Annotated in this window: 19 protein-coding genes; 12 read left to right on the forward strand and 7 right to left on the reverse strand. The window is 65.0% G+C overall.

From position 1 onward, the window contains the following. Positions 1-65 precede the first annotated feature (65 nt). From recC to IGS60_RS16390, 4 genes are all read left to right on the forward strand, one after another. Complete coding sequence (recC, locus tag IGS60_RS16375; protein WP_230505547.1) at positions 66-3,500, forward strand: exodeoxyribonuclease V subunit gamma; 3,435 nt, start codon at positions 66-68, stop codon at positions 3,498-3,500. Continuing rightward, a complete protein-coding gene (gene recB, locus IGS60_RS16380) occupies positions 3,497-7,168 on the forward strand; it encodes an exodeoxyribonuclease V subunit beta (RefSeq protein ID WP_230505549.1) in 3,672 nt (1,223 codons plus the stop codon). The genes recC and recB overlap by 4 nt, the downstream gene beginning before the upstream one ends. Further along, positions 7,158-9,116 carry an exodeoxyribonuclease V subunit alpha gene (gene recD, locus IGS60_RS16385; RefSeq protein WP_230505551.1) on the forward strand — a complete coding sequence of 653 codons (1,959 nt, stop codon included), beginning with the start codon at positions 7,158-7,160 and terminating at the stop codon, positions 9,114-9,116. Before recB ends, recD begins: the two co-directional genes overlap by 11 nt. Positions 9,117-9,275: 159 nt before the next feature. Then, complete coding sequence (locus tag IGS60_RS16390; RefSeq protein WP_230505553.1) at positions 9,276-11,228, forward strand: methyl-accepting chemotaxis protein; 1,953 nt, start codon at positions 9,276-9,278, stop codon at positions 11,226-11,228. Positions 11,229-11,231: 3 nt separating this feature from the next. Here IGS60_RS16390 and IGS60_RS16395 read toward each other — a convergent pair whose 3' ends face one another. After that, positions 11,232-12,131 carry a LysR family transcriptional regulator gene (locus IGS60_RS16395; protein WP_230505555.1) on the reverse strand — a complete coding sequence of 300 codons (900 nt, stop codon included), beginning with the start codon at positions 12,129-12,131 and terminating at the stop codon, positions 11,232-11,234. Positions 12,132-12,251: 120 nt separating this feature from the next. On the opposite strand from IGS60_RS16395, the gene IGS60_RS16400 reads away from it, so the two are divergent. After that, the gene (locus IGS60_RS16400) at positions 12,252-13,184 is read left to right on the forward strand and encodes a DMT family transporter (protein ID WP_230505557.1); all 933 of its coding nucleotides are present in this window, start codon (positions 12,252-12,254) and stop codon (positions 13,182-13,184) included. A gap of 46 nt (positions 13,185-13,230) precedes the next feature. Here IGS60_RS16400 and IGS60_RS16405 read toward each other — a convergent pair whose 3' ends face one another. Then, complete coding sequence (locus IGS60_RS16405; RefSeq protein WP_034778183.1) at positions 13,231-14,109, reverse strand: serine hydrolase; 879 nt, start codon at positions 14,107-14,109, stop codon at positions 13,231-13,233. Positions 14,110-14,526: 417 nt separating this feature from the next. Between IGS60_RS16405 and IGS60_RS16410 the strand changes: the two genes are divergently transcribed. Continuing rightward, a complete protein-coding gene (locus IGS60_RS16410; protein ID WP_230505559.1) occupies positions 14,527-14,757 on the forward strand; it encodes a DsrE family protein in 231 nt (76 codons plus the stop codon). 52 nt (positions 14,758-14,809) lie between these two features. On the opposite strand, the gene IGS60_RS16415 is transcribed toward IGS60_RS16410, so the two are convergent. Further along, positions 14,810-15,028, reverse strand: a complete 219-nt coding sequence (locus IGS60_RS16415) for a molybdopterin-binding protein (RefSeq protein WP_034757699.1) — start codon at positions 15,026-15,028, stop codon at positions 14,810-14,812. Positions 15,029-15,191: 163 nt separating this feature from the next. Beyond that, positions 15,192-16,247, reverse strand: a complete 1,056-nt coding sequence (locus tag IGS60_RS16420) for a sulfate ABC transporter substrate-binding protein (RefSeq protein ID WP_306798495.1) — start codon at positions 16,245-16,247, stop codon at positions 15,192-15,194. 301 nt (positions 16,248-16,548) lie between these two features. Here IGS60_RS16420 and IGS60_RS16425 point away from each other — a divergent pair, with 301 nt between their 5' ends. After that, positions 16,549-17,079, forward strand: a complete 531-nt coding sequence (locus IGS60_RS16425) for a GNAT family N-acetyltransferase (RefSeq protein ID WP_070291260.1) — start codon at positions 16,549-16,551, stop codon at positions 17,077-17,079. Positions 17,080-17,156: 77 nt separating this feature from the next. Here the strand turns inward: IGS60_RS16425 and IGS60_RS16430 are convergent, their stop codons facing one another. Next, on the reverse strand, positions 17,157-17,969 hold the full coding sequence (locus IGS60_RS16430) for a class II glutamine amidotransferase (RefSeq protein WP_268994110.1): 813 nt from the start codon (positions 17,967-17,969) through the stop codon (positions 17,157-17,159). Positions 17,970-18,203: 234 nt separating this feature from the next. Here IGS60_RS16430 and IGS60_RS16435 point away from each other — a divergent pair, with 234 nt between their 5' ends. After that, the gene (locus IGS60_RS16435) at positions 18,204-19,040 is read left to right on the forward strand and encodes an EAL domain-containing protein (protein ID WP_230505562.1); all 837 of its coding nucleotides are present in this window, start codon (positions 18,204-18,206) and stop codon (positions 19,038-19,040) included. Positions 19,041-19,172: 132 nt separating this feature from the next. Next, the gene (locus IGS60_RS16440) at positions 19,173-19,889 is read left to right on the forward strand and encodes a DUF882 domain-containing protein (protein WP_070224836.1); all 717 of its coding nucleotides are present in this window, start codon (positions 19,173-19,175) and stop codon (positions 19,887-19,889) included. A 124-nt stretch (positions 19,890-20,013) separates the two neighbouring features. Here the strand turns inward: IGS60_RS16440 and IGS60_RS16445 are convergent, their stop codons facing one another. Beyond that, the gene (locus IGS60_RS16445) at positions 20,014-20,217 is read right to left on the reverse strand and encodes a DUF3460 family protein (protein ID WP_230505564.1); all 204 of its coding nucleotides are present in this window, start codon (positions 20,215-20,217) and stop codon (positions 20,014-20,016) included. Between the two features lie 68 nt (positions 20,218-20,285). Here IGS60_RS16445 and IGS60_RS16450 point away from each other — a divergent pair, with 68 nt between their 5' ends. Next, positions 20,286-21,167 carry a LysR family transcriptional regulator gene (locus IGS60_RS16450; protein ID WP_070310684.1) on the forward strand — a complete coding sequence of 294 codons (882 nt, stop codon included), beginning with the start codon at positions 20,286-20,288 and terminating at the stop codon, positions 21,165-21,167. Here the strand turns inward: IGS60_RS16450 and IGS60_RS16455 are convergent. Beyond that, positions 21,143-21,610: a PACE efflux transporter gene (locus IGS60_RS16455; protein ID WP_070224839.1), complete on the reverse strand. Its 468-nt coding sequence runs from the start codon at positions 21,608-21,610 to the stop codon at positions 21,143-21,145. The two genes, IGS60_RS16450 and IGS60_RS16455, sit on opposite strands and share 25 nt — an antisense overlap. A 207-nt stretch (positions 21,611-21,817) precedes the next feature. On the opposite strand from IGS60_RS16455, the gene IGS60_RS16460 reads away from it, so the two are divergent. Both IGS60_RS16460 and IGS60_RS16465 read left to right on the forward strand, forming a co-directional pair. Further along, positions 21,818-22,270: a hypothetical protein gene (locus tag IGS60_RS16460; RefSeq protein WP_070291266.1), complete on the forward strand. Its 453-nt coding sequence runs from the start codon at positions 21,818-21,820 to the stop codon at positions 22,268-22,270. A 136-nt stretch (positions 22,271-22,406) separates the two neighbouring features. Then, positions 22,407-23,261: a DUF5672 family protein gene (locus tag IGS60_RS16465; RefSeq protein WP_230505621.1), complete on the forward strand. Its 855-nt coding sequence runs from the start codon at positions 22,407-22,409 to the stop codon at positions 23,259-23,261. The last annotated feature ends 47 nt before the right edge of the window (positions 23,262-23,308 follow it).

A 23,308-nucleotide genomic window follows, 5' to 3' on the forward strand; every position in this document is an offset into this window, starting at 1 on the left:
GGCGATAATAGGCGTTTGACGTCTCCGGTCACCCGGCCGGAGACGCGGCAACCCATCGGATCAGCATGCATACACCCGTCACGCCCGGCCTCCTCATCCTGCATGGCAACCAGCTGGAACAGCTGCGCGCCGCCGTCTTCCAGTGGCTGCGCCAGCATCCGCTGGCGCCGCTGGAAACGGATATCTTCCTGGTGCAGTCGAACGGCGTGGCCGAATGGCTGAAGATCGCCCTGGCCGAGGAGATGAAAGTGTGCGCGGCCACGCGCATCGCGCTGCCGGCGCGCCTGCTGTGGGAAAGCTACCGGGGCATGCTGGGCCGCGAGCGCGTCCCGCGCGTGTCGCCTTTCGATAAATCCCCGCTGACCTGGCGTTTGATGCGCCTGTTGCCGTCGCTGCTGGCCGATCCGGTGTTTGCGCCGCTGCGCTACTTCCTGGCCGATGGCGATTGCGAACGCCGGCTGCAGCTGGCCGAGCGCCTGGCCGACTTGTTCGACCAGTACCAGGTCTACCGCGCCGACTGGCTGGCCGACTGGGCGGCCGGGCGCGACCAGTTGCGCACGGCGCGCGGAGAAGCCATCGTCTTGAAGGAAGACCAGCGCTGGCAGGCGCAGTTGTGGCGCGCCGTGGGCCAGGACGTCGAGGCCTTGGAGCGCGATACGGGCCGCGCCGACATCCATGAGGCCTTCCTGGCGGCGATCGCCGCCGGCGATGCGCCGCTTGGCAAGCTGCCGCGCAGGGTGGTGCTGTTCGGCGTGTCGGCCTTGCCCTACCAGACCTTGCAGGCGCTCGCTGCGCTGGCGCGCCACACGCAGGTGGTGCTGGCCGTGCCCAATCCATGCCAGTTCTACTGGGGCGACATCATCGACGGGCGCGACTTGCTGCGCGCGGAAAACAAGCGCCAGCGGCAGCGCAACGGCACCGACCTGGCGCACATTCCGCTGGAAGAACTGCATGCGCACAGTCATCCGCTGCTGGCCAGCTGGGGCAGGCAAGGGCGCGATTTCATCCGCATGCTTGACGAATTCGACGAACACGCGCAAGCCGAAGGGCGTGACGACAGCCTGCGCATCGACCTGTTCGGCGAGGAGACGGGCGAAACCCTGCTGCAGCAGGTGCAGGTGGCCATCCGCGAACTGCGCCCGCTGGCCGAGCATGAGCAGGTGCCGCCCGACGCCGGCGACCGCTCGATCGAATTTCACGTGGCGCACAGCGTGCAGCGCGAAGTGGAAGTGCTGCACGACCAGCTGCTGGCCATGTTCGCGCACAGCGCCGAGACGCTCTTGCGTCCGCGCGACGTGGTCGTGATGGTGCCCGACATCGACACGTTTACGGCCGCCATCCACGCCGTTTTCGGCCAGTACCGGCGCAACGACGAGCGTTTCATTCCGTTCGAGATCGGCGACGTGAAGGACCGCAGCGTCAATCCGCTGCTCGTCGCGCTCGAGTGGCTGCTGCAGCTGCCGCAGCAGCGCTGCCGCCAGAGCGAAGTGCGCGACCTGCTCGACGTGCCGGCGCTGGCGGCACGTTTTGGCCTGCAGCCGGACGACCTGGCCACCCTGGGCGCCTGGATCGAAGGGGCGGGCGTACGCTGGGGCCTGGACCAGGAACACCGCGCCGGCCTGGGGCTGGGCGCGGCCGGGGAACAGAATGCGTGGATCTTCGGCGTGCGGCGCATGCTGCTCGGTTACGCCAGCGGCAGTGGCGCCAGCTTCGGCGGCATCGAGCCGTATGCGGAAGTGGGCGGCCTCGATGCGGCGCTGGCGGGTTCGCTGGCGCAGCTGGTCGAGGCGCTGCTGTACTGGCGCACCGTGCTGGCCGGCGCGCGCACGCCCGCCGAGTGGGGCGCGCAGGCGCGCGCGCTGCTGGCCGCCTTTTTCGATGCGGACGACGAGGGCGACCGCCTGACCCTGGCGCAGCTCGAGGGCGCCTTGCAGGGCTGGCTGGAAACCTGCGGGCATGCGGGCTTTGTCGAGGCGGTGCCGCTGTCCGTGCTGCGCGTGGCGTGGCTGGGCGCGCTGGACGAGCCGACCCTGAACCACCAGTTCGTCTCCGGCGGCGTCACCTTCTGTACCCTGATGCCGATGCGCGCCGTGCCGTTTCGCGTCGTCTGCCTGCTGGGCATGAACGATGGCGATTTCCCGCGCCGCGCGCAGAAGGCCGATTTCGACCTGCTGGCGCTGCCCGGCATGGCGCGCCCGGGCGACCGCTCGCGCCGCGACGATGACCGTTACCTGATGCTCGAAGCCTTGCTGGCCGCGCGCGACAAACTGTACGTGAGCTGGGTGGGGCGCAATGTGCGCGACAATTCCGAGCAGCCGCCGTCCGTGCTGGTGTCGCAGCTGCGCGATTACCTGGCCGCCGGCTGGTCGCTGGACCGCCACCTTGTGTCGCTGACCACCGAGCACGCGCTGCAGCCATTCAGCCGCCGCTATTTCGAGGCCGATGGCTTGCTGACCTATGCGCGCGAATGGCGCGTAGTCCATACCGATGCCGATGCGGCCGACGCCGATGCGCAGGCCGCCGCGCTGCCGCTGGGCCCCTACGAACTCGATCCCGGCACGCGTCTGAAGCTGGGCGAGCTGGCCAGCTTTTTGCGCCAGCCCGTCAAGTACTTCTTTCGCCGCCGCTTGAGCGTGTATTTCGCCGACGCCGCCATGCTGGGCGAGGATGAGGAGCCGTTCGGCCTGAATGCGCTCGAACGCTATCTGCTGGAAGACACCATGCTCGATGACGGCGGCGCCGTGGAAGATATCGACGACGTGCGCGCCAGCCTGGAGGCGCGCGCGGCACGCCTGGCGCGCGAAGGCGTGCTGCCCATCGGCCTGATCGGCCGGCAGGTGCAGGCGCAGCTGGTCGAGGCGCTCGTGCCCGTGCGCAGCGCGTGGCTGTCCTTGCGCGCCTCGTTCCCGCTCGCGGCCGACAAGCGCGCCATCAATTTGCCCTTCGGCGAGGTGCAGATCGACGACTGGCTCGACAGATTGTGCAGCAACGGGCAGGAGACGGCCTGGCTGATGCAGATTTCCTCGAAGGTGACGGACAAGGGCGGCCAGGCGCGCGGCGACAAGCTGATGCTGATGTGGCTGCGCCAGCTGGCCGCCGCCGCCCTCGGCTTTCCCGTCACCGGCTACCTGGTGGCGCGCGATGCCATCGTCAGCATGGCGCCGCTCGATCCGGCCGCGTCGCGCGACGCGCTGGCCACCCTGCTGGCGCTGTGGCGCGAAGGCATGAACCATCCGCTGCCCACGGCCTGCAAGACGGGCCTGGCGCTGGTGCAGCAGGGCGACCCGCGCGCCGTGTATGACGGCGGCTTCGACATCTCGGGCGAGCGCGAAGAACTGTGCCTGGCGCGCCTGTGGCCCGAGTTTTCCGCACTGGCCGCCGAGGAAGCGTGGCAGGACTGCACGCGCGAGCTGTATGGCCCGCTGGCCGACTGGCTGCAGCAACACATCACGATCGACCCGATCAGCGCGCCCGACGATGGCGCGGGAGAAGAACCATGACGAGCCATCTGCTCAACCCCCTGGCGTTTCCGCTGCACGGCTCGCGCCTGATCGAGGCGTCCGCCGGCACCGGCAAGACCTGGACCATCGCCGCGCTGTACGTGCGCCTCGTGCTGGGCCACGGCGACGATGACAGCCGCTTCACGCGTCCGCTGCTGCCGGCCGATATTTTGGTAATGACGTTTACGCGCGCCGCCACGCGTGAATTGTCGAACCGCGTGCGCGAGCGCCTGATCGAGGCGGCCGCTTATTTTCGGCACGAATCTGGCATTGAATCCGGCGGCGGCGACCCGTTTCTCGACGCCCTGCTCGAGTCCTATCCGGACGAGAGCGAACGGCAAAAGGCCGCGCACCGGCTGATGCTGGCCGCCGAGACGATGGATGAAGCGGCCATCTTCACCATCGACGCCTGGTGCCAGCGCATGCTGCGCGAGCACGCGTTCGACAGCGGCAGCCTGTTCGACGAAGAACTGGTCAGCGACGAGCAAGCGCTGTTCGAGGATGCGGCCCACGATTACTGGCGCCAGCAAGTCTATCCCTTGCCGCCGCAGGCGCTCGACGTGCTGCTGGCATGCTGGCCCGACGTGGCAGCGCTGAAGAAGGGAGCGCGCGAACTGGCGCGCCGCGCGGACATCATGGGCATGGCGGACGAAGAACCGTTGTCCACCCTGATCGCGCGCGAACAGCGGGCGCTGGCCGCGCAGCTGGCCACCCTGAAGGCGGGCTGGGTCGAGCGCGTGGACCAGATGGCCGCCTGGATCAACGACCACCGCGCCATCAATCCCAAATGTTTTAACGGCGTCAAGATGAAACCGGAGAACCTGGCGAAGTGGTTCGACGGCTTGCGCCGCTGGGCGCAGGATCCGCTCCTGCTGCTGCCCGCCATCACGGCCAAGGCGTGGGAACGATTGACGCCGTTCGGCATCGAGGATGCGTTTGCCAAGAGTTTCACGGCCCAGGTGCCCGAGTGCTTCGAGTATACGGAGGCGCTGGGGACGGCCCTGGCGGCATTGACGCCGCTGGCGCACAAGCTGCACCTGCATGCGGCGGCGGCCATCGCGCGGCGCATGGATCAGTTAAAACGCCAGTCGCGCCAGTTCGGCTTTGCCGACATGCTGCAGCGCCTGCACGACGCGCTGGCGGGCGAAAACGGTCCGGCCCTGCGCCAGCGCATCATCGACCAGTACCCGCTGGCGATGGTCGATGAATTCCAGGATACGGCGCCCGCGCAGTACCAGATCTTCAATTTGCTGTACCGCATCGCCGACAACGATCCGGCGCTGGGCCTGTTCCTGATCGGCGACCCGAAACAGTCGATTTACGGCTTTCGCGGCGCGGACATCCAGAGCTACCTGGCGGCGCGGCGCGCCACGGCAGGGCGCCACTACCAGCTGGGCACCAACTACCGCTCGACGGCGTCGCTGGTGGCCGCCGTCAACCAGCTGTTCCTGCACGCCGAGCGCGACGAGGTGCCGGCCGGTGCCTTCCGCTACCGTAAAGGAGGCGAGAATCCGCTGCCGTTCGAGGCCGTCGACGCCAAGGGGCGCGATGAATACCTGGTGAACGCGGGCGGCCCGCTGCCGGCCCTGCTGGCCGCCTGCGCCAGCGATGAAGGATTGCGCGGCGACGGCTACCGCGAGTATTTCGCGCAGCACTGCGCGGAACATATCGTCGCCATGCTGGGCGATGCGCAAGCCGGTTTCGCTGGTCCCGACGGTTTTACGCGTTTGCAGCCGGCCGACGTGGCCGTGCTCGTGCGCGACCGCAAGGAAGCGGCGGCCATCCGCCGCGCGCTGGCGCGCCGCCGGGTCGCCAGCGTCTACCTGTCCGACAAGGATTCCGTCATCGACAGCGAGGAGGCGCAAGACGTGCTGCGCTGGCTGGCGGCGCTGGCCAACCCGCTCGACGGGGGCCTGGCGCGCGCCGCCTTTGCCACGCGCACGATCGGCCTGTCGCTGGGCGAGCTGGCGCGCCTGTCGAGCGATGAACTGGAGTGGGAGCGCCGGGTCGATCAGCTGAAGGCCCTGCACCTGATCTGGCAGCGGCAGGGCGTGCTGGCCATGCTGCGCCGCTTCATCCACGAACTGCAATTGCCCGCCATGTTGCTGCAGCAGACGGGCGGCGAGCGGCGCCTGACGAATCTGCTGCACCTGGCCGAACTGCTGCAATCGGCCAGCCGCCAGCTCGATGGCGAGCAGGCGCTGATACGCTGGCTGGCCGAGCAGATCGCCGGCGAGGGCGACAACGGCGACGAGCGCGTGCTGCGCCTGGAAAGCGATGCGGAGCTGGTGAAGGTCATCACCGTGCACAAGTCCAAGGGGCTCGAATATCCGCTCGTGTATCTGCCGTTCGCCGTCACGGCGCGCAAGGTGGATAAACGCAACCGCAGCTTCTTCGACTATGCGGATGACAAAGGCGAGCGTCGCCTCGACCTGTCTTTGTCCGACGAAGCGATGGCGGCGGTCGAAGAGGCGCGCATCGAGGAAGACTTGCGCCTGCTGTACGTGGCCCTGACGCGCGCGCGCCACTTCCTGTGGCTGGGCGTGGCCGCCCAGGCGGCGCGCAAGGCGGGCGAGAACACCCTGCACGAGTCGGCGCTCGGCTACCTGCTGACGGGCGGCGACAAGCTGCCGGCGGAGCAGCTGCTGCTGCGCTGGCAGCAGGTCGCGGGCAGCTGCGACGCCATCTATGTGAGTTCTCTGGCGCAGCCCGACGCCTGCACGGTGCTCGACCGCATCGAACGCCGTCCCGAATTGCGGCCCGCACCCGTGTTCGTGGGCGAATTCGAGCGCGACTGGTCGGTGGGCAGCTTTACGTCGCTGACGCGCCAGATCGGTGCCGTGGCGGCCGCGCACGTGCCGCAGCGGGCGCTGGAAGAGACCTTGCTGGAAGATGGCACGGCCGTGGCCGTGGCCGCGCCGATGCAAATGGGCGACGCGCCGTGGCACCGCTTCCCGCGCGGTTCCGTGCCCGGTAATTTCCTGCATGAGCAGCTCGAGTGGATGGGCGGCGAAGGCTTTGACGGCGTCCACGACGACAATTTCAACACGCGCCTGGCCGCGCGCTGCGAACGGGCGGGCTGGGGCCACCGCCAGGAAGACGCCATCGCCTGGCTCCGGGAAATCGCCGTCACGCCGCTGCCGCTGCTCGATGCATCGCTGTCGCAGCTGGACAGCACCCTGTCCGAGATGGAGTTCTGGTTCCCCAGCGAGCATTTGTCCACCGAAGCGCTGGATAAACTGTGCACGCGCTTGCTGCTCGACGGCGCGCCGCGTCCCGCGCTGCCGCGGCGCCAGCTGCACGGCATGCTGAAAGGCTTTGCCGACCTGGTCATCGAACGGGAGGGGCGCTACTGGGTGCTCGACTACAAGTCGAATGCGCTGGGCGCCAACGACGCCGCCTACCACACGCAGGCGCTGGCGGCCGGCATGGCGCAGCACCGCTACGACATCCAGGGCGCCATCTACATGCTGGCCCTGCACCGGCTGCTGAAAAGCCGGCTGGGCGACGCCTACGACCCGGCCGAACATCTGGGCGGCGCCATCTTCCTGTTCCTGCGCGGCATAGCGAATGCGGACACGCATGGCTGCTACTGGCTGGCGCCGCAGCTGGAATTGCTGGACGGCCTCGATCAACTGTTAGAAGAAACGGAACACCATGCAGCATGACGCGCAGATGGACGCTTTGTTTACCCATGTCGACGGCGTCGCGGAGGCGGGCCATCTGCGCCGCCTGAGCGCCGCCTTTGCCCGCTTCATCGCCAGTCTGGACGCGCAGGTGCCGCATGCGCCCGCCGTGGCCGTGGCCTGCGTGGTGCTGTCCGAGCTGGAAGGGCGGGGCCACAGCTGTTTGATGCTGGCGGACCTGGCGGGCGAACCGTCGCAGCTGCTGGGCTGGAGCGAGGAGCTGTGGCATGGGGTGCTGGCCGTTGCCGGCCCGCTGCCGGACAGCGCCGCCGGCTGGCGCGCGCTGCTGGCCGGCGCGCCGCAGGTGTGGCAGGTGGGTGCGCCCGATGTGAAACAGCCGCTGGTGCTCGACGGCGACCGTTTGTACCTGCGCCGCTACTGGCGTGACGAGACCCTGGTGGGCGAGAAAATCGCCGTGCGCGCGCAGGACTTGAGCGAGCCGCCGCTGGCGCAGGTGCGGCAATGGCTCGACATCCTGTTCGACCAGCCCACGCAGGACGGTGGCCCGGACTGGCAAAAGGTGGCGTGCGCCGTCGCCTTGCGCGGCAAGGTGGCCATCATCACGGGCGGCCCGGGCACGGGCAAGACGTACACGGTGGCCAGTTTGCTGACCTTGCTGTTTGCCGTCTCGCCGCAGCCGGAGCAGTTGCGCATCGCGCTGGCCGCGCCGACGGGCAAGGCGGCCGCGCGATTAAAACAGTCGATCGACAAGGCGCTCGAAGGGCTGGCGGCGAAGGCCGGCGACGCGCTGCCTCTGCTGGAACTGGCGCGGCGCATGGGCGCGGCGCGCACCCTGCATAGCTTGCTGGGCGCGCGGCCCGATACGCGCGCCTTTGCCCACCACGCGGGCAATCCGCTCGACGTCGACGTGCTGATCGTCGATGAAGCGTCGATGGTGCATCTGGAGATGATGGCGTCCGTGCTCGACGCCTTGCCGCCCACGGCGATATTGATCCTGCTCGGCGACAAGGATCAATTGGCGTCCGTGGAAGCGGGCGCCGTGCTGGGCGACTTGTGCCACGATGCGCAGGCGGGCGGCTACACGGACGCCACCATCGCCTATGCGCAGGCGGCCAGCGGCGTGGCCATACCTGCCGCCTTCGCGGGAGCGGCCGGCGCGCTGGCCCAGCAGACGGTGATGCTGCGCCACAGCCACCGCTTCAGCGGCCCGATCGGCGAGCTGGCGCTGGCCGTGAATGCCGGCAGGCCCGACCTGGCCAGGGCGTGCTTCGCCGCCGACAGCGGCGGCCAGCTGGCGTGGAGCGTGCCGGCGCAGCAGGAAGACGTGCTGCGCCTGGCCTTGCGCGGGCGGGTGGACGCGCCGGGCGGCTATCAGCCTTACCTGGCGCTGGTGAACGCGGGCGAGGCCGCGTACGCGCAGCATGACGACTGGGTGCGCGCCGTGCTGCACGCTTTTGAAGCGTTCCGCATCCTGTGCGCCGTGCGCGAAGGCGAGTGGGGCGTGGCGGGCCTGAACACGGCCATCGAGCTGCGGCTGGAAAAGGACGGGCTGATACGCCGCAGCGAATGGTATGTGGGCCGGCCCGTGATGGTCACGCGCAACGATTACGGTACGGGCGTGTTCAATGGCGATATCGGCCTGACCCTGCGCGACCCTGCGCGGCCCGGCTCCCTGCGCGTGTACTTCCTGGAAGGGGATAATGTGCGCAGCGTGCTGGCCACGCGTTTGCGCCACGTGGAGACGGCGTTTGCCATGACGGTACATAAGTCGCAGGGCTCGGAATTTCGCCACACGGTGCTGGTGCTGCCGCAGGAAGGCGGCGCCATGCTGGCGCGCGAGCTGGTCTACACGGGCATCACGCGCGCGCGCGACTTCTTTACCCTCGTCTCGCCCACGCAGGCCGTACTGTTCGACGCGATTTTGCGCCGCACGCAGCGCGCCAGCGGGCTGAGAGGGTTGATCGGCTGAGGGCTTGATGGGAGGGGGTGCATTTCCTTACGGAAATATATGTGTTGTATTCCGAATATTGACGATAATTGTTCCGTTTTTTGTGTGAGAATGCTTGCGTAGGTGAAGTAGTGCAAAAGCACTGTTTCACGCCAATCAAATCGAAACGAGGAGTCCATCATGTTGTCTTCCCTTCGCACGCGCCTGGTGCTCATTTGCGTGGCCATCGTCGTCCTGTCCATGCTGGCCTTGTCGGTCGCCAATTACGTCACCACGCGCAGCAGCATGCTGGCGTCGTCGGACCAGCAGATGCAGCAGCTGCTGCAAAGCCAGTCCGCCGTGCTGGCGCAATGGGTCGATGGCAAGAAGAAAGTCATGGCCTCGGTCGTCATGTCGGCCGAGACGCCCGATCCGCTGCGCGCCTTCCAGATCGCGGAAAAGGCCGGCGATTTTGCGGAAGTGTTCATCGGCTACGCGGACAAGCGTTCCGTGTTTACCCATCCGGGCCGCCCGGCCGATTTCGATCCGACGGCGCGCGCCTGGTACACGGACACCGTCAAGGCGGGCGTGCCGATGCTCACGCCGCCGTATGTGGACGCGGCCAGCCACAAGCTGGTGGTGTCGTTCACGGCGCCCGTCGGCCCGAAAGAGGCGCTGTTGGGCGTGGCGGGCGCGGACGTGCTGCTCGATACGGTGATTGCCAACGTGGTGGCGATCAAGCCGACGCCGCACAGCTTTGCCTTCCTCGTCGACCAGAGCGGCACCATCATCGCCCACGCGGACAAGGAACTGAGCCTGCAGCCGGTGACGAAACTCGATGCGGCGCTGTCGGCCGCGCAGGTGAACCGCCTGGAAAGCTCGCGCGCGAGCGAGGCCGTGCGCCTCAATGAGCGCGACGGCAAGCTGTACGTGACGCGCGTGGCGGGCACCGACTGGCTGCTGGCCGTGGTGCTCGACCAGCAGGAAGCCATGCAAGCCTTGCAGACGATGCTGACGACGGCCACTGTCACGGCCGCGCTGCTGACCGGGCTGGCCGCGCTGCTGCTGTCGCTGCTGGTGTTCAAAATGCTCAAGCGCCTGGAACTGGTGCGCGACGCGCTCGACGACATCGCCTCGGGCGAGGGCGATTTGACGCGCCGCCTCGACGCTTCCGGCGTGGATGAACTGGCGCAGATCGCGGGCGCCTTCAACCGCTTCATCGACAAGATCGCCGCCGTGCTGGTGAAGATCCGCACGGCCAGCGAATCGGTCAAGGTATCGTCGTCGGAAATCGCCGCCGGCAACCAGGACCTGTCGTCGCGCACGGAACAGCAGGCGAGCTCGCTGGAAGAAACGGCCGCCTCGATGGAGGAGCTGACTTCCACCGTCAAACAAAATGCCGATAATGCGCGCCAGGCCAACCAGATGGCGCAATCGGCGTCCGGCGTGGCCAGCAAGGGCGGGCAAGTGGTGGCGCAGGTGGTCGACACCATGGCCTCGATCAACGATTCATCGAAGAAGATCGTCGACATCATCAGCGTCATCGACGGCATCGCCTTCCAGACGAATATCCTGGCCTTGAATGCGGCAGTCGAAGCGGCGCGCGCGGGCGAGCAGGGACGCGGCTTTGCCGTGGTGGCAACAGAGGTGCGCAGCCTGGCGCAGCGCTCCGCGGGGGCGGCCAAGGAAATCAAGCTGCTGATCGACGATTCGGTGGGCAAGGTCGATTCGGGCGCGCGCCTGGTCGACGAGGCGGGGGCGACGATGCAGGAAATCGTCGACAGCGTGCGCCGCGTCACCGACATCATGGGCGAAATCACGGCCGCCAGCGTCGAGCAAAGCTCGGGCATCGAACAGGTGAACCAGGCCATTGCGCAGATGGACCAGGTGACGCAGCAGAATGCGGCGCTGGTGGAAGAGGCGGCGGCCGCCGCAGAAAGCCTGCAGGACCAGGCCAGCACCCTGGCGCAGGTGGTGGGCGTGTTCAAGCTCGATGACGGGCAGGCGCCGTCGCAGCAGCACCACCAGCACCAGCACCAGCAGCAGGCCAGGCCCGTGGCGCGCGCGGCCGTCGCGCCGCGCATCGCCAGCCGCCCCGCCACAAAAGCGCCCGTCGCCAAGCAGGAGCGCAGCGACGAGTGGGAGACGTTTTAAACTTTAAGTACGCCGGGGCGCCAGGGTCGGCGCCATCTGCTTTGCGACTTCAAAAAAAGCGTTGGTGGCCGGCGTGTTCTGGCGCCGGTCGCGCACGGCCAGGCCCACCTTGCGGCTGACGGGCGGATTCAAGGGCAGGGCGACCAGCTCCGGATACTGTTCGCGCAGCCGCTGCGGCAGGGCCAGTTCGGCGACGATGGAGACGCCGTCGCCGCGGCTGACCATGTCGAGGATGGTGATCACCTGGCTGATGCGGTAGGGGACATGTGGCTGCAGCCCCGCGTTGGCGAACAGGGGCTCGATCAGGCAGGCGCAGCCCGCCTCGGACATGATGAACGGCCCTTCGCACAGCTGCGCCAAGGTGATGGTGGTTTCGCTGGCCAGCGGGTGGCTGCGCGGCACCAGCGCCATCATCTGGTCTTCCACCAGCGGCGCCGTGTCGAAACGCTCGTCGGGCAGCACGACGAAACCCACGTCGACCCTGCGTTCGCGTATCCACTGCACCACTTCATGGTCGGCGCCTTCGTCGATGCGCAGGGCGATGCCCGGATAGCGCAGGCGGAATTGCGCCGTGATGGCCGGCAGCAGGTTGAGGGACGAAGTAGGGCCGAAGGAGCCGATGCGCAGGCTGCCCTGGCGCTGGCCCAGCACGTCGGCCGCTTCCTGGCGCATGGCTTCCGACAAACCGAGGATTTCGCGCGCGCGCACCAGCAGCTGGCGGCCCACGTCCGTCAGCTCGGCCGATGCCTGGTGGCGCACGATGAGGTCCACGCCCATTTCCTTTTCCAGCGCTTTTAACGCATGCGAGACGGCCGACTGGCTGATGCCCAGTTGCGCGGCGGCGGCGGAAAAACCGTGCAGTTCGGCCACCAGGGTAAAGATTTCCAGTTGCGTGAAGGTCATGCTGTGGTTTTCCTGTTGTATGAGTATTTGCTCATTATTTCATGAGTTGATATTAGTATTAATATATAAGTGTACAGCATGTACGCCACCCGCCGCGCAAGCGGCTTTACAGGAACTCCCATGTCTTCTTCCGCCGTACCTTCAGCCGCCTTGCCTGCCGCGCAATCGCCGCTCGTCTATCTGAAACTGATCTGCGTCGCCCTGTTCTGGGGCGGCACCTTCATCGCGGGCCGCGTGCTGGCGCAGCAGATGCCGCCCATGACGGCCGCCAGCGGGCGCTTCGGCGTGGCCGTGCTGCTGCTCGTCGTGCTGGCATGGAAACTGGAAGGGGGCTTGCCGCGCCTGGACCGCAAGCAGCTGATGACGACGGCGGCGCTGGGCCTGACGGGCATCTTTTTATACAATCTGTGCTTCCTGGCGGCCCTGTCGCGCATGCCGGCCGGGCGCACGGCCCTGTTCGTGGCCTTGAATCCCATCGTCACGGCGCTGGCCTCGGCCATGCTGTTCCGCGAGCGGCTCGGATCGTTCAAATGGCTGGGCATCCTGCTGGCATTCTGCGGCACGGCCATCGTCATCACGCGCGGCGACCTGGCCGGCGTGCTGCACGGCACGGGCGGCGGCATCGGCGCCGGCGAAATCTTCATGTTCTGCGGCATTTCCAGCTGGGCCGCCTATACGCTGATCGGCCGGGTCGCGCTGAAGGGCTTGTCGCCCATCGCCGCCACCACGTATGCGGCGATGTGGGGCCTGGCTTTCCTGCTGGTGGGGGCGGCCGTCGAATTCCCCACCGTGCCGTGGCACAGCTTCGGCTGGCAAGTGTGGGCCGCCATCGGCTACCTGGGCGTGTTCGGCACGGTGATCGGTTTTGTCTGGTATTACGAGGGCGTCAAGGCGCTGGGTCCGTCGCGCACGGCCGTGTTCAACAACCTCGTGCCCGTGTTCGGCATCGTGCTGGCGGCGGCGCTGCTGGGCGAGCCGGTGCTCGCCTCGATGCTGCTGGGCGGTGCGGTGACGATTGCCGGCGTGGTGATGACCAACCGCCAGGGGAAATAGTTATGGGGTCAGACCCGTCGGGTCTGACCCCGGCATTCAGCCGTGCTTAGCGGGCGCGGCGGCGCTTCGATGGCTTGGCCGGCGCCTTCTTGTGCCGGCTGACGGAAGCGCGCATCACTTTCGGCTCTTCGATGCCGTTCTCGGCCGCAAGCATGCGGCGGATGTTAACGGCGTCCATGGCGCGCACGGAATTGGCGCGCGCGTTGAGCAGGATCATGGTGGCGAACTTGCCGGCCGACTTGATGCGCATGATCAGGCAGCGGCCCGCTTCATTCGTGTAGCCCGTCTTCGACAGACCGATATCCCAGCCCTTGGCGCCCACCAGGCGGTTCGTGTTGTGGTATTCCACGTCGCGGCCCTTGATCTGAATGACGTCCTTCGAATCGGTGGTGATGCGGCTGATTTCCGGGTAGCGCGAGGCGGCCACGGCCATCTTGACGAGGTCGGCGGCCGTCGACTGGTTATTCGGCGACAAGCCCGTCGGTTCCTCGATCACGGTCTGGCGCATGCCCAGGGCCTTGATCTTGGCGTTGACGGCGACGGCAAACGCCGTCGGGCCGCCGGGGAAGGTGCGCGCCAGCGAGGCGGCGGCGCGGTTGTCGGACGACATCAGCGCCAGTTGCAGCACGTCGTGGCGGCTCAGGGTGGCGCCCACGGGCACGCGCGAAGTGCTGTGTTTCAAGGTGTCGACGTCTTCGCGGTCGATGCTGATCTCTTCCTGCATATTCGCCTTGGAGTCGAGCACGACCATGGCTGTCATGAGTTTGGTCAGCGAGGCGATCGGCACCACCACGTTGGAATTTTTTTCAAGCAAGACTTTGCCTGTGCCGTCTTCGACCACCAGGATCGACTGGGAACCGAAGGGCACGGCGATGGCCGCTGTCGAAAGCGTCATCAGCACCGCGGCGAACATTTTTTTGAGCATGGGATTGTATGTGGGAAAGCAGTTTTGGGGCGCCATCGTGGGCGCTGCGCGCAAATCCGGAACAGGGCCGCGCGGGGACGCGGCGTGTATCTCGGAGGCAATATTTGCCAAGCTTAAACAATACCATTAAAGATCAAGCGATGTCTACGGTACAAGCCCGCGACAGGCGGCTTTGCGGGCAATTTGGCAAATAAATGGGACTATTCTTGCCGTAGTGAAAATTGTTCCGCACTTATTGATTTCATCTTGGAAACTTCGTATGTATTAAGCAATATTGGTAGTCTTGATCCGGAAGGCGCCGCACGCTTCGCCGTTGATGCCTGTTCCTTCGCGCTTCGTTGCCCCGCGCTAGGCCCCGCAAGCGGGGCGCCGTAGGCATGCATTCATGCTCGCATCGCGGACTGCGGAGAACGCATCGTGCTAAAAAATATATGGACTGGTGCCGCAGCATCGACCTCGGGGCGCATGCAGGTGCTGGTACGCGAACTGGCCCAGCGCGGCGTGAGCTTTCGCGTCTGCAATAACACCTTGCAAGGACGCAATATCGACCGCCAGCGCGTGCTGCCCGAAGCCGTCATCGTGCCCTCGGGCGTGACCGAGCTGAGCCGCTTGCAGTGGCAGCAAGGCCATGCGTATATCCAGTCCTGACGCACGCGCCGCTGCCGGATGGCAAGGGCGCGGCGTGAAAGGGGGGCAACGCTTACTGGATCTTGGCGATCGACACTTCCGTCGATTTCACCAGCGCAATGACTTCGCTGCCCACTTTCAGGTCCAGGTCCTTGATCGAGCGCGAGGTGATCACCGAGGTGACGATGCCGTGCGGTGTTTCCACATCCACTTCGGATACCACGGGGCCAAAGATGATTTCCTTGATCTTGCCGCGAAACTGGTTGCGTACATTCACTTCCGAGATAGCCATGATATTTCCTTTATGCCCGTAATACGCCGTGCGGCGCGACATGGCCAGAGTACGGCGCGCGCGTGGTTTTGACCACGAATCGATGCGCATATCGATATGCGCAAACAGCTGCGGACATGAAAAAACCGGGACAAGTCCCGGTTTCTCGTTGATGCAGATCAGATTACTTCTGATAGATCTTGTCGAACTCGCCGCCGTCGTCAAAGTGTTTCTTTTGTGCCTGTTTCCAGCCGCCAAACACTTCATCGATGGTGAACAGGGTGATCGGTTTGAAGCTGGCCGCGTATTTCTTCGCCACCGCTGGCGAACGGGGGCGCAGGTAGTGCTTGGCGACCAGTTCCTGGCCCGGCTCCGAGTACAGGTATTGCAGGTAGGCAGTGGCTTCCTTGCGGATGCCGCGGCGGTCGACGACCTTGTCGACGACGGCCACCGGCGACTCGGCCAGGATGGAGATGCTTGGATACACCACTTCGAAGTTGTCGCCGAATTCGGCGCGCACCAGTTGTACTTCATTTTCAAACGTCACTAGCACGTCGCCGATTTCGCGCTGCGTGAAGGTGGTGGTGGCGCCGCGGCCGCCGCCGTCGAGCACGGGCACGTTCTTGAACAGCTTTGCCACCAGGTCGCGCGCCTGTGCTTCGCTGCCGCCTTTTTTCACGGCATAGCCCCAGGCTGCCAGGTAGGTGTAGCGGCCGTTGCCCGAGGTTTTCGGGTTCGGCACGATAACCTTGATGCCGGGCTTGGCCAGATCGTCCCAATCCTTGATGTGTTTCGGGTTGCCTTTGCGCACCAGATATACCATGGTGGAATAGAACGGCGCCGCATTGTTCGGGAATTTCTTGGCCCAGTCGGCCACCACGAGGCCGCGGTCGACGAGGATATCGATGTCATTGGCCTGGTTCATGGTCACGACGGACGCTTCCAGGCCGTCGGCGACGGAGCGCGCCTGCTTGCTCGAGCCGCCGTGCGACTGCTTGATGGTAATGGTTTCGCCCGTTTTGGCTTTCCAATCAGCAATAAACGCGGGATTCACATCCTTGAACAGTTCGCGCATCACGTCGTACGAGGCGTTCAGCAAGACCACGGGTTCGGCGGCGGACACGCTCATGGGCAGGCTCATGGCGGCAGCGGAAGCGGCCAGGGCGCTGGCCAGGAACCAGCGGCGCGAGCGTTGGGTGAGTGTCGCTGCGGCAGTCGATACGGCGTTGGAATGGGGCATGTTGAACTCTTGTTGTGAGAATAGACAGACATAGTCTAAAATTCCGGCCGGAAAAGAAACGAATTTTTCGTAATATGCTTAGATACGATTCCCGTTTGCGCTAAAAAACAGATATCGATTTTTGGAAACATTCGTGGGCAAGGCGCGCATCAGCACTTAGTCTGCAGGCATGGCGCCATAGGCAAAACCAGCGCGTGGCGTGCGGCAAAAAACCCGATTGCGCCGCTTGGTGTATAGTCGAATCGCACGATACAGGGGTAAAACCGTCTGCATCGGCAACTGGAATATTTTGTGAGCGTACATGAGTCTTGAAATTCGTATTGCAACATCGACCGACGCTTTCGAGGCGTGCAACGTATTACGACGCTCCATCGTCGAATGCTGCAGCCTCGATCATCGGGACGATCCGGCCATCCTGGAAGCCTGGCTGGGCAATAAAACACCGCAGATGGTGGCGTGCTGGTTTGCGTCGCCCACCAATTTTTCGCTGGTCGCAGTCGAGCAGGGCGCCGTCGTCGGCGTCGGCTTGCTGACGCGCGCCGGCAAGCTGGCCCTGTGCTATCTGCTGCCCGAGGCGCAAGGCCGCGGCGCCGGCAAGGCGCTGGTGGAGCAGCTGGAAGCGCAGGCGCGCGAGTGGGGCATCAAGGCCCTGCAACTGCACAGCACGGCCAGCAGCCAGGCCTTTTTCGTCAAGCAGGGCTACATCGAGGCGGGCAATGTGCGTTCGCCGTATGGCGTGGAAACGATTTTTTGCTGGAAACAGATTGACCCCGCAGGCATCGCCAGCGGCGACCCCAAGCGCAAGCGCTTCTGCAACTGCAATTCGGCCTGACGGCCCGCCAGCATTTCAGCCCGCCCATCCGGCGGCGGGCCTTTCCCTCCATTTGAATCTTTCCCTTTAGTTTCCCTTCAGTAACTGATCTGGATATACACGCCGTGCGGCGCGGCATCGTTTGCCGGCAGCAAGGTGCCGCCGGCAAACAGTTTCAGTTCGCCGGGCGCGAACGCCAGCCAGTCCTCGTTTTGCGTCAGCGGATGCGTGGCGATGACGGCGATGCGGTCATCCAGATGGTTGTGCTGGCGAAAATCGATGCTGCGCTCGCAGTCGATCAGTTGCGCCACGGAAAACGGGTATTCGCGGATCACATAGTGCAGATGCGTGGAACAGTGGGCAAACAGCAGTTCGCCGTCCGACAGGATGAAATTGAAGGTGCCGTGCGCAGCGATGTCCTTGGCGACCTCGGCGATGGCGGCGCGCAGGGCGGCGCGCGTGGGCTCACCGGCGGGAAACTGCGCGCGCAAGCGGGCCAGCAGGTGGCAGAACGCCTGTTCGCTGTCCGTGTCGCCGCTGGCCTGGTAATGCGCATTGGCGGGCGCGCGCCACGTTTTGAGGTCGCCATTGTGGGCGAAGGACCAGGTCTTGCCCCACAGTTCGCGGGCGAACGGGTGCGTGTTTTCCGGCGCGATGCGGCCCTGCGTGGCCTTGCGGATGTGCGCGACGATGTTTTTCGCCTTCACGGGATGTTGCTGCACCTGGGCGGCCAGCGGCGAATCGATGGCGGCCAGGTGATCGGTCAGCAAAGTGCAGCCGCTACCGGAATGATAGGCAATGCCCCAGCCGTCGCGGTGCTCGTCCGTGCGTCCGCCCCGCTCGGCAAAGCCGGCAAAGGAAAATCCCAGCGCGGCCGGCTTGCTGCTGTTCATTGCGAGTAACTGGCACATGGCGGCCCTTCCTGGTGGTATCGGTACACGCCCACAGTAAAGGCCGGGGCAGGGCGCTGGAACGAATGTTTCCGACTATCGATATGCGCCGTCCGTTGTGTCGTCCATATTTGCTGCGCGCATATCAAATGGCGAAACCATTCGTTCTCCTTTGGTTGGCGCGGCCTTACTCTGCACACTTTGGCGCCGTCGTCCCCATGCGGGATGCCGGCGCAGTCCGATGAAGGAGCACGTATGCCATTTCCCGTCCTGAAGAACTACCTGGCCCGCCTGTCGCACCAAACCCAGGCCGGCACCAGCGTCTGGCTCGACGGCGAAGGCAGGGCGCTGGGGCGCTTCTTCAATTGCACCATGACCAGCGCCTTCCAGCCGCTGCGCGAACTCGACAGCGGCAAGCTGGTGGCGTTCGAGGGACTGGCGCGCAGCGTGTCGAAGGCGGACGAGGGCTTGTCGCTGTGGCGTTTGCTCGACCACGCGGCCAGCGACGACGAATCCGTGGAGCTGGACCGGCTGTGCCGCATGCTGCACGCCATTAATTTTTTCCGCCAGAGCGAAGCGGAGCAGTCGGACCTGTACCTGAACGTGCATGACCGCTTGCTGAGCGCCGTCAGCAGCAACCATGGCCACGCCTTCCAGCGCATCCTCGACGCGCTGGGCTTGCCCATCGAGCGCATCGTGCTGCAATTGCCGGCGGTGACGCCGAACCAGGGCTGGCTGCTCAACTACGTGGCCGACAATTACCGGCGCAACGGTTTCCGCCTGGCCATCAACGTGGCCAGCGTGCACGAGGCAACGGGCATGCTGGAGCGCTTGCACCCGCATGCGTTCAAGCTCGACGCGGGCAACCTCAGCGACGAGCAAGCCGTCGCCAGCTTCGTCACCGTGTGCCATGCGGCGAAGATCCGCGTCATTTTCAAGCGCCTCGACACGCCTGCGGCGCTGGCCGCGCTGCAGCGCGTCGCCGCCGTCACGGGCTTGCCCATCGTGGCCCAGGGCTATTTATTGGATAAACCGTTGACGGCGCTGGCGCTGGCAAACCGCGACGTCGCGGCCAGTGCGGCCGCCGTGTAAGATGCCGAATCCTGAAATGAGGGCGGCACGATAGGCATTGAGGGTTTTTCTTCGCAGCACAATACGCTATAGTATTCCCATCGTTACATTGGACTGACTATGGCATCGCGCAGAAATTTTCTACATCACGGTATGGGCCTGGCCGCGCTGGGCCTGGTAGCCACCCCACTCATCGGCTGCGCTTCGCGCACGGCCGCTCCCGCGTCGGCTTCGGCCAGCGCCAAGCCGCGTGCGCCGCGCACGGGCGTGCCGCCCCAGCCGACGCAACTGGCCAGCGTCGACCGCTCGATCACCTCGCAGTCGCGCCAGGCGATCACGGAGATGGAGCCGCCACCCGACATCTTCGATGCGCAGGCACTGGACCTGGAATTCTGGCTCAAGCCCCGCACCCTGGAAGTGGTGCGCCCGGCCAGCAATGAAAAGGCGAAACTGCTGTACTGGAAAGATGGCGAAGTCATCGATTCGGCCTACCAGGAACTGTGCCACTTGCTGCGCGACGTGAACGGCAAGAAGACGGCGCCCATCGACCCGAAACTGCTGGAAACCCTGTGGGGCACGCAAGCGTTCGTGGCCCGCTACGGCATCGAGCAGCCGCTGGAAATCCTGTCGGGCTACCGCACGGCCGAATCGAACGGCAAGCTGCGCGAAGCGGGCGTGCCGGCCGCGCGCCAGTCGCTGCACATCTCGGGCCGCGCCGCCGATATCCGCGTGGCGAATCTGAACGCGGAAGTGCTCGGTTCGCTCGTGCGCAGCTTCAAGCAGGGCGGCGTGGGCTTCTATTACCGCTCCGGCCCCCGTGGCGGCTGGATCCATGCGGATACGGGATTGCAGCGCGTCTGGAAAGGTTAAACACCTGACCAAACCTCGCTTGGCGCGCTTTGCGGCCTGTGATGCTCGCCGTACCTTGGTACGGCTGCGCGTCTCGACCACAAATCACTGTCGCTCGCTACGGTTTTGTCAGGCGTTTGTTTGATCAGTCATAGTGATACGGCGGCTCCGGCACGCTATCGGTGCCGGCGCGCCGCCATTCGTCGAAATTCACGGGGCGCTCCCAGAAAATGTGCCAGCCCAGGCGCTGGCTGGCCCGCACCTCCGGGTGCGCCTGCAGATAGCCGTCGATGAAACGGGTAAAGTCCGATACGTAACCGCTGCGGCGGTAGGGAAGTCGATGCGGCATGGCTGCTCCTTTCTTGCCTGGCCTGGCTTTTGACCTCTGGCGCACGCAAAAGTGCCGCGCTCTCTTCCATGAAACTCTCCAGCCATAACATCGAACTGTTCCTGGCCGTCGTCGACGGAGGCTCGTTCTCGGCCGCCGCGCGCGCCTTGCGCCGGGCGCCGTCGGCCGTCAGCATGGCGATGGCCAACATCGAGGCGGAACTGGGCATCGCCCTGTTCGACCGGGGCGCGCGCGAAGCCGTGCCCACGCCGGCCGCGATGGCGCTGCTGCCCCACGCGCGCCTGATCGCCGAGCAGCTGAAGCAGTTGCACCTGCACGTGCAGGAATTGTCGCAGGGACTGGAAAGCCGCATTTCGCTCGGTATCGCGGCCGAACTCGACCATGCGCCTTTTCTCGCCGCCGTGCGCGCGCTGTCGCAGCGCCATCCGCTGCTCGACATCGAGGTGCTGACGGCGCCGCAGGACGATGTGCTCGACATGCTGCACCGGGGCCGCATCAGCGCGTGCATGGCCTTTGCCGGCGGGCGCATCAATCACGAGGAACAGTTCCAGCTGGTGGGCAGCGATGCCTTGCTGGCGATTATTTCTACCCAGCATCCACCCGACGTGGCGGGCCGGCCCCTGTATATCGAGGAATTGGTGAATTTGCGCCAGATTATCGTGGCCAGCCGCGAACTCGACCTGGCCGATGCGCGCCCCGTGGTGGGGCTGTCCTACTGGCGCACCGACAGTTTGCCGATGGCGCTGGCGATGGTGGAGGCGGGACTGGGCTGGGGTAACTTCGCCGCCTCGGCCATCAAGGACTCGCTGGCGGCAGGGCGGGTACGCTGCGTGGCCTTCAAGAATACGGGAAATGGCCTGGTCGTGCCCATCCACCTCGTGTGGATGAAGGACCGGCCGCTGGGCATGGCGGCGCGGTCCTTTCTTCAGTTGCTCAGCGAAGCGGCCTGAGCATCATTGGGCTCCTCCTTCGGCTGCTGCGCCGACAGGGGCACGCCGAACAGGCCGTCGAAGAAGTAATTGAAGATGAAGCTGTAGCACGGGATGATCAGCATCAGCGCGAAGTCCAGCACGAACGCTTGCCACAGGCTGATATCGAGCCACCAGGCGATCAGCGGGATCAGATAGATGACAAGCGTGATCTGGAAGCCGATCGCATGCAGGATGCGGCGCCAGACGGTGCGCGTGCGCGATACTTGCCGGATTTCCCAGTATTCGAACGCCGTGTTGTAGAGCAGGTTCCAGATCACGGCGATGGTGGTGATCATGATGGCCAGCGGACCCGTGCTGGTGGGCGACTCGCCTGAAAGCAGGGTCAGCCAGGCCGTGGAAATGGCCATGCCGATGATTTCAAAGGCGGTGACGTAGACGATTTTGCGTTTGATGCCTTGCATGTAAAACCTGTAAAGAAGAGATGGCGCGTATTTTAAGTCAGTCATGCTGATGCTAAAAGTTGATGGCTATCAGTTTTTCTGATGGATGTGGCGTGGAATTACCATGCTTGCCGCGAACGAGGGATAATGGCGGCTGGCGGGCAAACGCTCCCCTGCATCACGGCAGCACATCACCGCAGAACATCACCGCAGAAAAGGTCAACGAGCATGCAAGGCGCAGCAGACAGCAACATTCCCGATATCCCGGATTCCCCCGCCAGCGCGGACGAACGTCCCCGTTTCCGTCCCCGTCCGTGGGAGCACCTGGAAACGCCATACGACGTGGAAGTGTGGATCGAGGAACATAACCGCAGCATGCAGGACAATATCCGCGCCACGGAAACGGGCGTGGGCATCTGCTTTACCCTGGCCGAAGGGGGCGACATCTATATGCAGACGAGCGCCGACGGCGCCGTCGTGCTCGACGTGACGCCGGACGCGGCCTGGGTGTCTCCCCTGATCAGCGCCGCCACGGGCTGCGAGACGCCCGCTTCGTCCTTGTGGATATTGCCTGACGATAAGCTGATCCAGCTGATCGTGGGGCTATCGAGCCTGGTGGCCAGCACCTTGCTGGTGGTGGGCCATGATTTCGGCTTGCGCCGGCACCGCATGGGCCGCTGAATCGTATCCACTGCAGTGAGGCGGGCGGCCATGCCCCTTGTCCGGCTCCGCTTTGCGCTGTATGATGCGGGCGTTGCAAAATATGCCATGCCGCGCCAGGTATGCCTTCCGTCTACATTCCGATGAAAAGCCTGTGATGCATAACGACAAACTGGACCTCCGCAACATCAGCCTGGTGTGCGTGGAAACGCGTTATCCCGACTTGGCCAGCTTTGCCATCGAGCGTTGCCTGGCCGGCGCCGATTTCAAGGAGTGTTTGCTGTTCACGTCCCGCCTGCATGATTTGCCCCCGCATATACGCCAGGTGCTGATCGCCCCCATCGAGAGCGTGGAGGCGTATTCGGCATTCATGGTGCATGAGCTGGGCACCCATTTCAGCGGCACACATGTGCTCATCATGCAGTGGGACAGTTTCATTGTGGATGCGCGCCAATGGCAGAACGCTTTCCTGGACTGCGATTACATAGGCGCACCGTGGTCGCATCGCCCGGTGGCCGTCGGCAATGGCGGCTTTTCCTTGCGATCGCGGCGTCTGTACGAGGTCTTGCCTCAGCTGGCCATCACGCAAGTCCATCCCGAGGACTATGCGATCTGTGAGTTGCATGGTGAGCGGTTGCGCGACGATTTTGGCGTGCGCTTTGCCGATGCCGGTCTGGCCTCCAACTTTGCGTTTGAATGTGTGGACCCCACCGGCCCCACGTTCGGTTTCCATGGTTTTTTCAACTTTGGCCGGGTGCTGGACGATGTGGCGCTGCGCGATTACCTGCTCCTGTGCGACGATGCCATCATGCATGCGTCCGCCGTGCGCAGGTTGATCAAGCAGTTGTATGGTTCCGGCCGCTATCGGATGGCGACCCACGTATTGCGCCGGCGTCTCAACGGTGGCGCAGCCATGTTCGCCGACGCCTGCCTGCTTGCCTTGCGCGCTGGCTGGCATGCGCTCACGCGTGGCCGCTCGCGCGCCGCAGCGCTGCCGGCGCAGCTGTCCTGACGGCCCCTGCCTGTGGTGAATGTGGCATATGGGCAGGCATGGCTCGA

The sequence above is a fragment of the Janthinobacterium sp. FW305-128 genome (assembly GCF_020858135.1).
In the GTDB taxonomy this organism is placed as follows: domain Bacteria; phylum Pseudomonadota; class Gammaproteobacteria; order Burkholderiales; family Burkholderiaceae_D; genus Janthinobacterium.

Excerpts from the sequence above, each read along its gene's own strand:
- IGS60_RS16395 (WP_230505555.1), bottom strand. The coding sequence starts at position 12,131 with ATGACCTTCACGCAACTGGAAATCTTTACCCTGGTGGCCGAACTGCAC.
- IGS60_RS16460 (WP_070291266.1), top strand. The coding sequence starts at position 21,818 with ATGCAAGGCGCAGCAGACAGCAACATTCCCGATATCCCGGATTCCCCC.
- IGS60_RS16435 (WP_230505562.1), top strand. The coding sequence starts at position 18,204 with ATGCCATTTCCCGTCCTGAAGAACTACCTGGCCCGCCTGTCGCACCAA.
- IGS60_RS16440 (WP_070224836.1), top strand. The coding sequence starts at position 19,173 with ATGGGCCTGGCCGCGCTGGGCCTGGTAGCCACCCCACTCATCGGCTGC.
- IGS60_RS16390 (WP_230505553.1), top strand. The coding sequence starts at position 9,276 with ATGTTGTCTTCCCTTCGCACGCGCCTGGTGCTCATTTGCGTGGCCATC.
- IGS60_RS16455 (WP_070224839.1), bottom strand. The coding sequence starts at position 21,610 with ATGCAAGGCATCAAACGCAAAATCGTCTACGTCACCGCCTTTGAAATC.
- recC (WP_230505547.1), top strand. The coding sequence starts at position 66 with ATGCATACACCCGTCACGCCCGGCCTCCTCATCCTGCATGGCAACCAG.
- IGS60_RS16445 (WP_230505564.1), bottom strand. The coding sequence starts at position 20,217 with ATGCCGCATCGACTTCCCTACCGCCGCAGCGGTTACGTATCGGACTTT.
- IGS60_RS16420 (WP_306798495.1), bottom strand. The coding sequence starts at position 16,247 with ATGCCCCATTCCAACGCCGTATCGACTGCCGCAGCGACACTCACCCAA.
- IGS60_RS16400 (WP_230505557.1), top strand. The coding sequence starts at position 12,252 with ATGTCTTCTTCCGCCGTACCTTCAGCCGCCTTGCCTGCCGCGCAATCG.
- IGS60_RS16430 (WP_268994110.1), bottom strand. The coding sequence starts at position 17,969 with ATGTGCCAGTTACTCGCAATGAACAGCAGCAAGCCGGCCGCGCTGGGA.
- IGS60_RS16405 (WP_034778183.1), bottom strand. The coding sequence starts at position 14,109 with ATGCTCAAAAAAATGTTCGCCGCGGTGCTGATGACGCTTTCGACAGCG.
- IGS60_RS16465 (WP_230505621.1), top strand. The coding sequence starts at position 22,407 with ATGCATAACGACAAACTGGACCTCCGCAACATCAGCCTGGTGTGCGTG.
- IGS60_RS16450 (WP_070310684.1), top strand. The coding sequence starts at position 20,286 with ATGAAACTCTCCAGCCATAACATCGAACTGTTCCTGGCCGTCGTCGAC.
- recB (WP_230505549.1), top strand. The coding sequence starts at position 3,497 with ATGACGAGCCATCTGCTCAACCCCCTGGCGTTTCCGCTGCACGGCTCG.
- IGS60_RS16415 (WP_034757699.1), bottom strand. The coding sequence starts at position 15,028 with ATGGCTATCTCGGAAGTGAATGTACGCAACCAGTTTCGCGGCAAGATC.
- IGS60_RS16425 (WP_070291260.1), top strand. The coding sequence starts at position 16,549 with ATGAGTCTTGAAATTCGTATTGCAACATCGACCGACGCTTTCGAGGCG.
- recD (WP_230505551.1), top strand. The coding sequence starts at position 7,158 with ATGCAGCATGACGCGCAGATGGACGCTTTGTTTACCCATGTCGACGGC.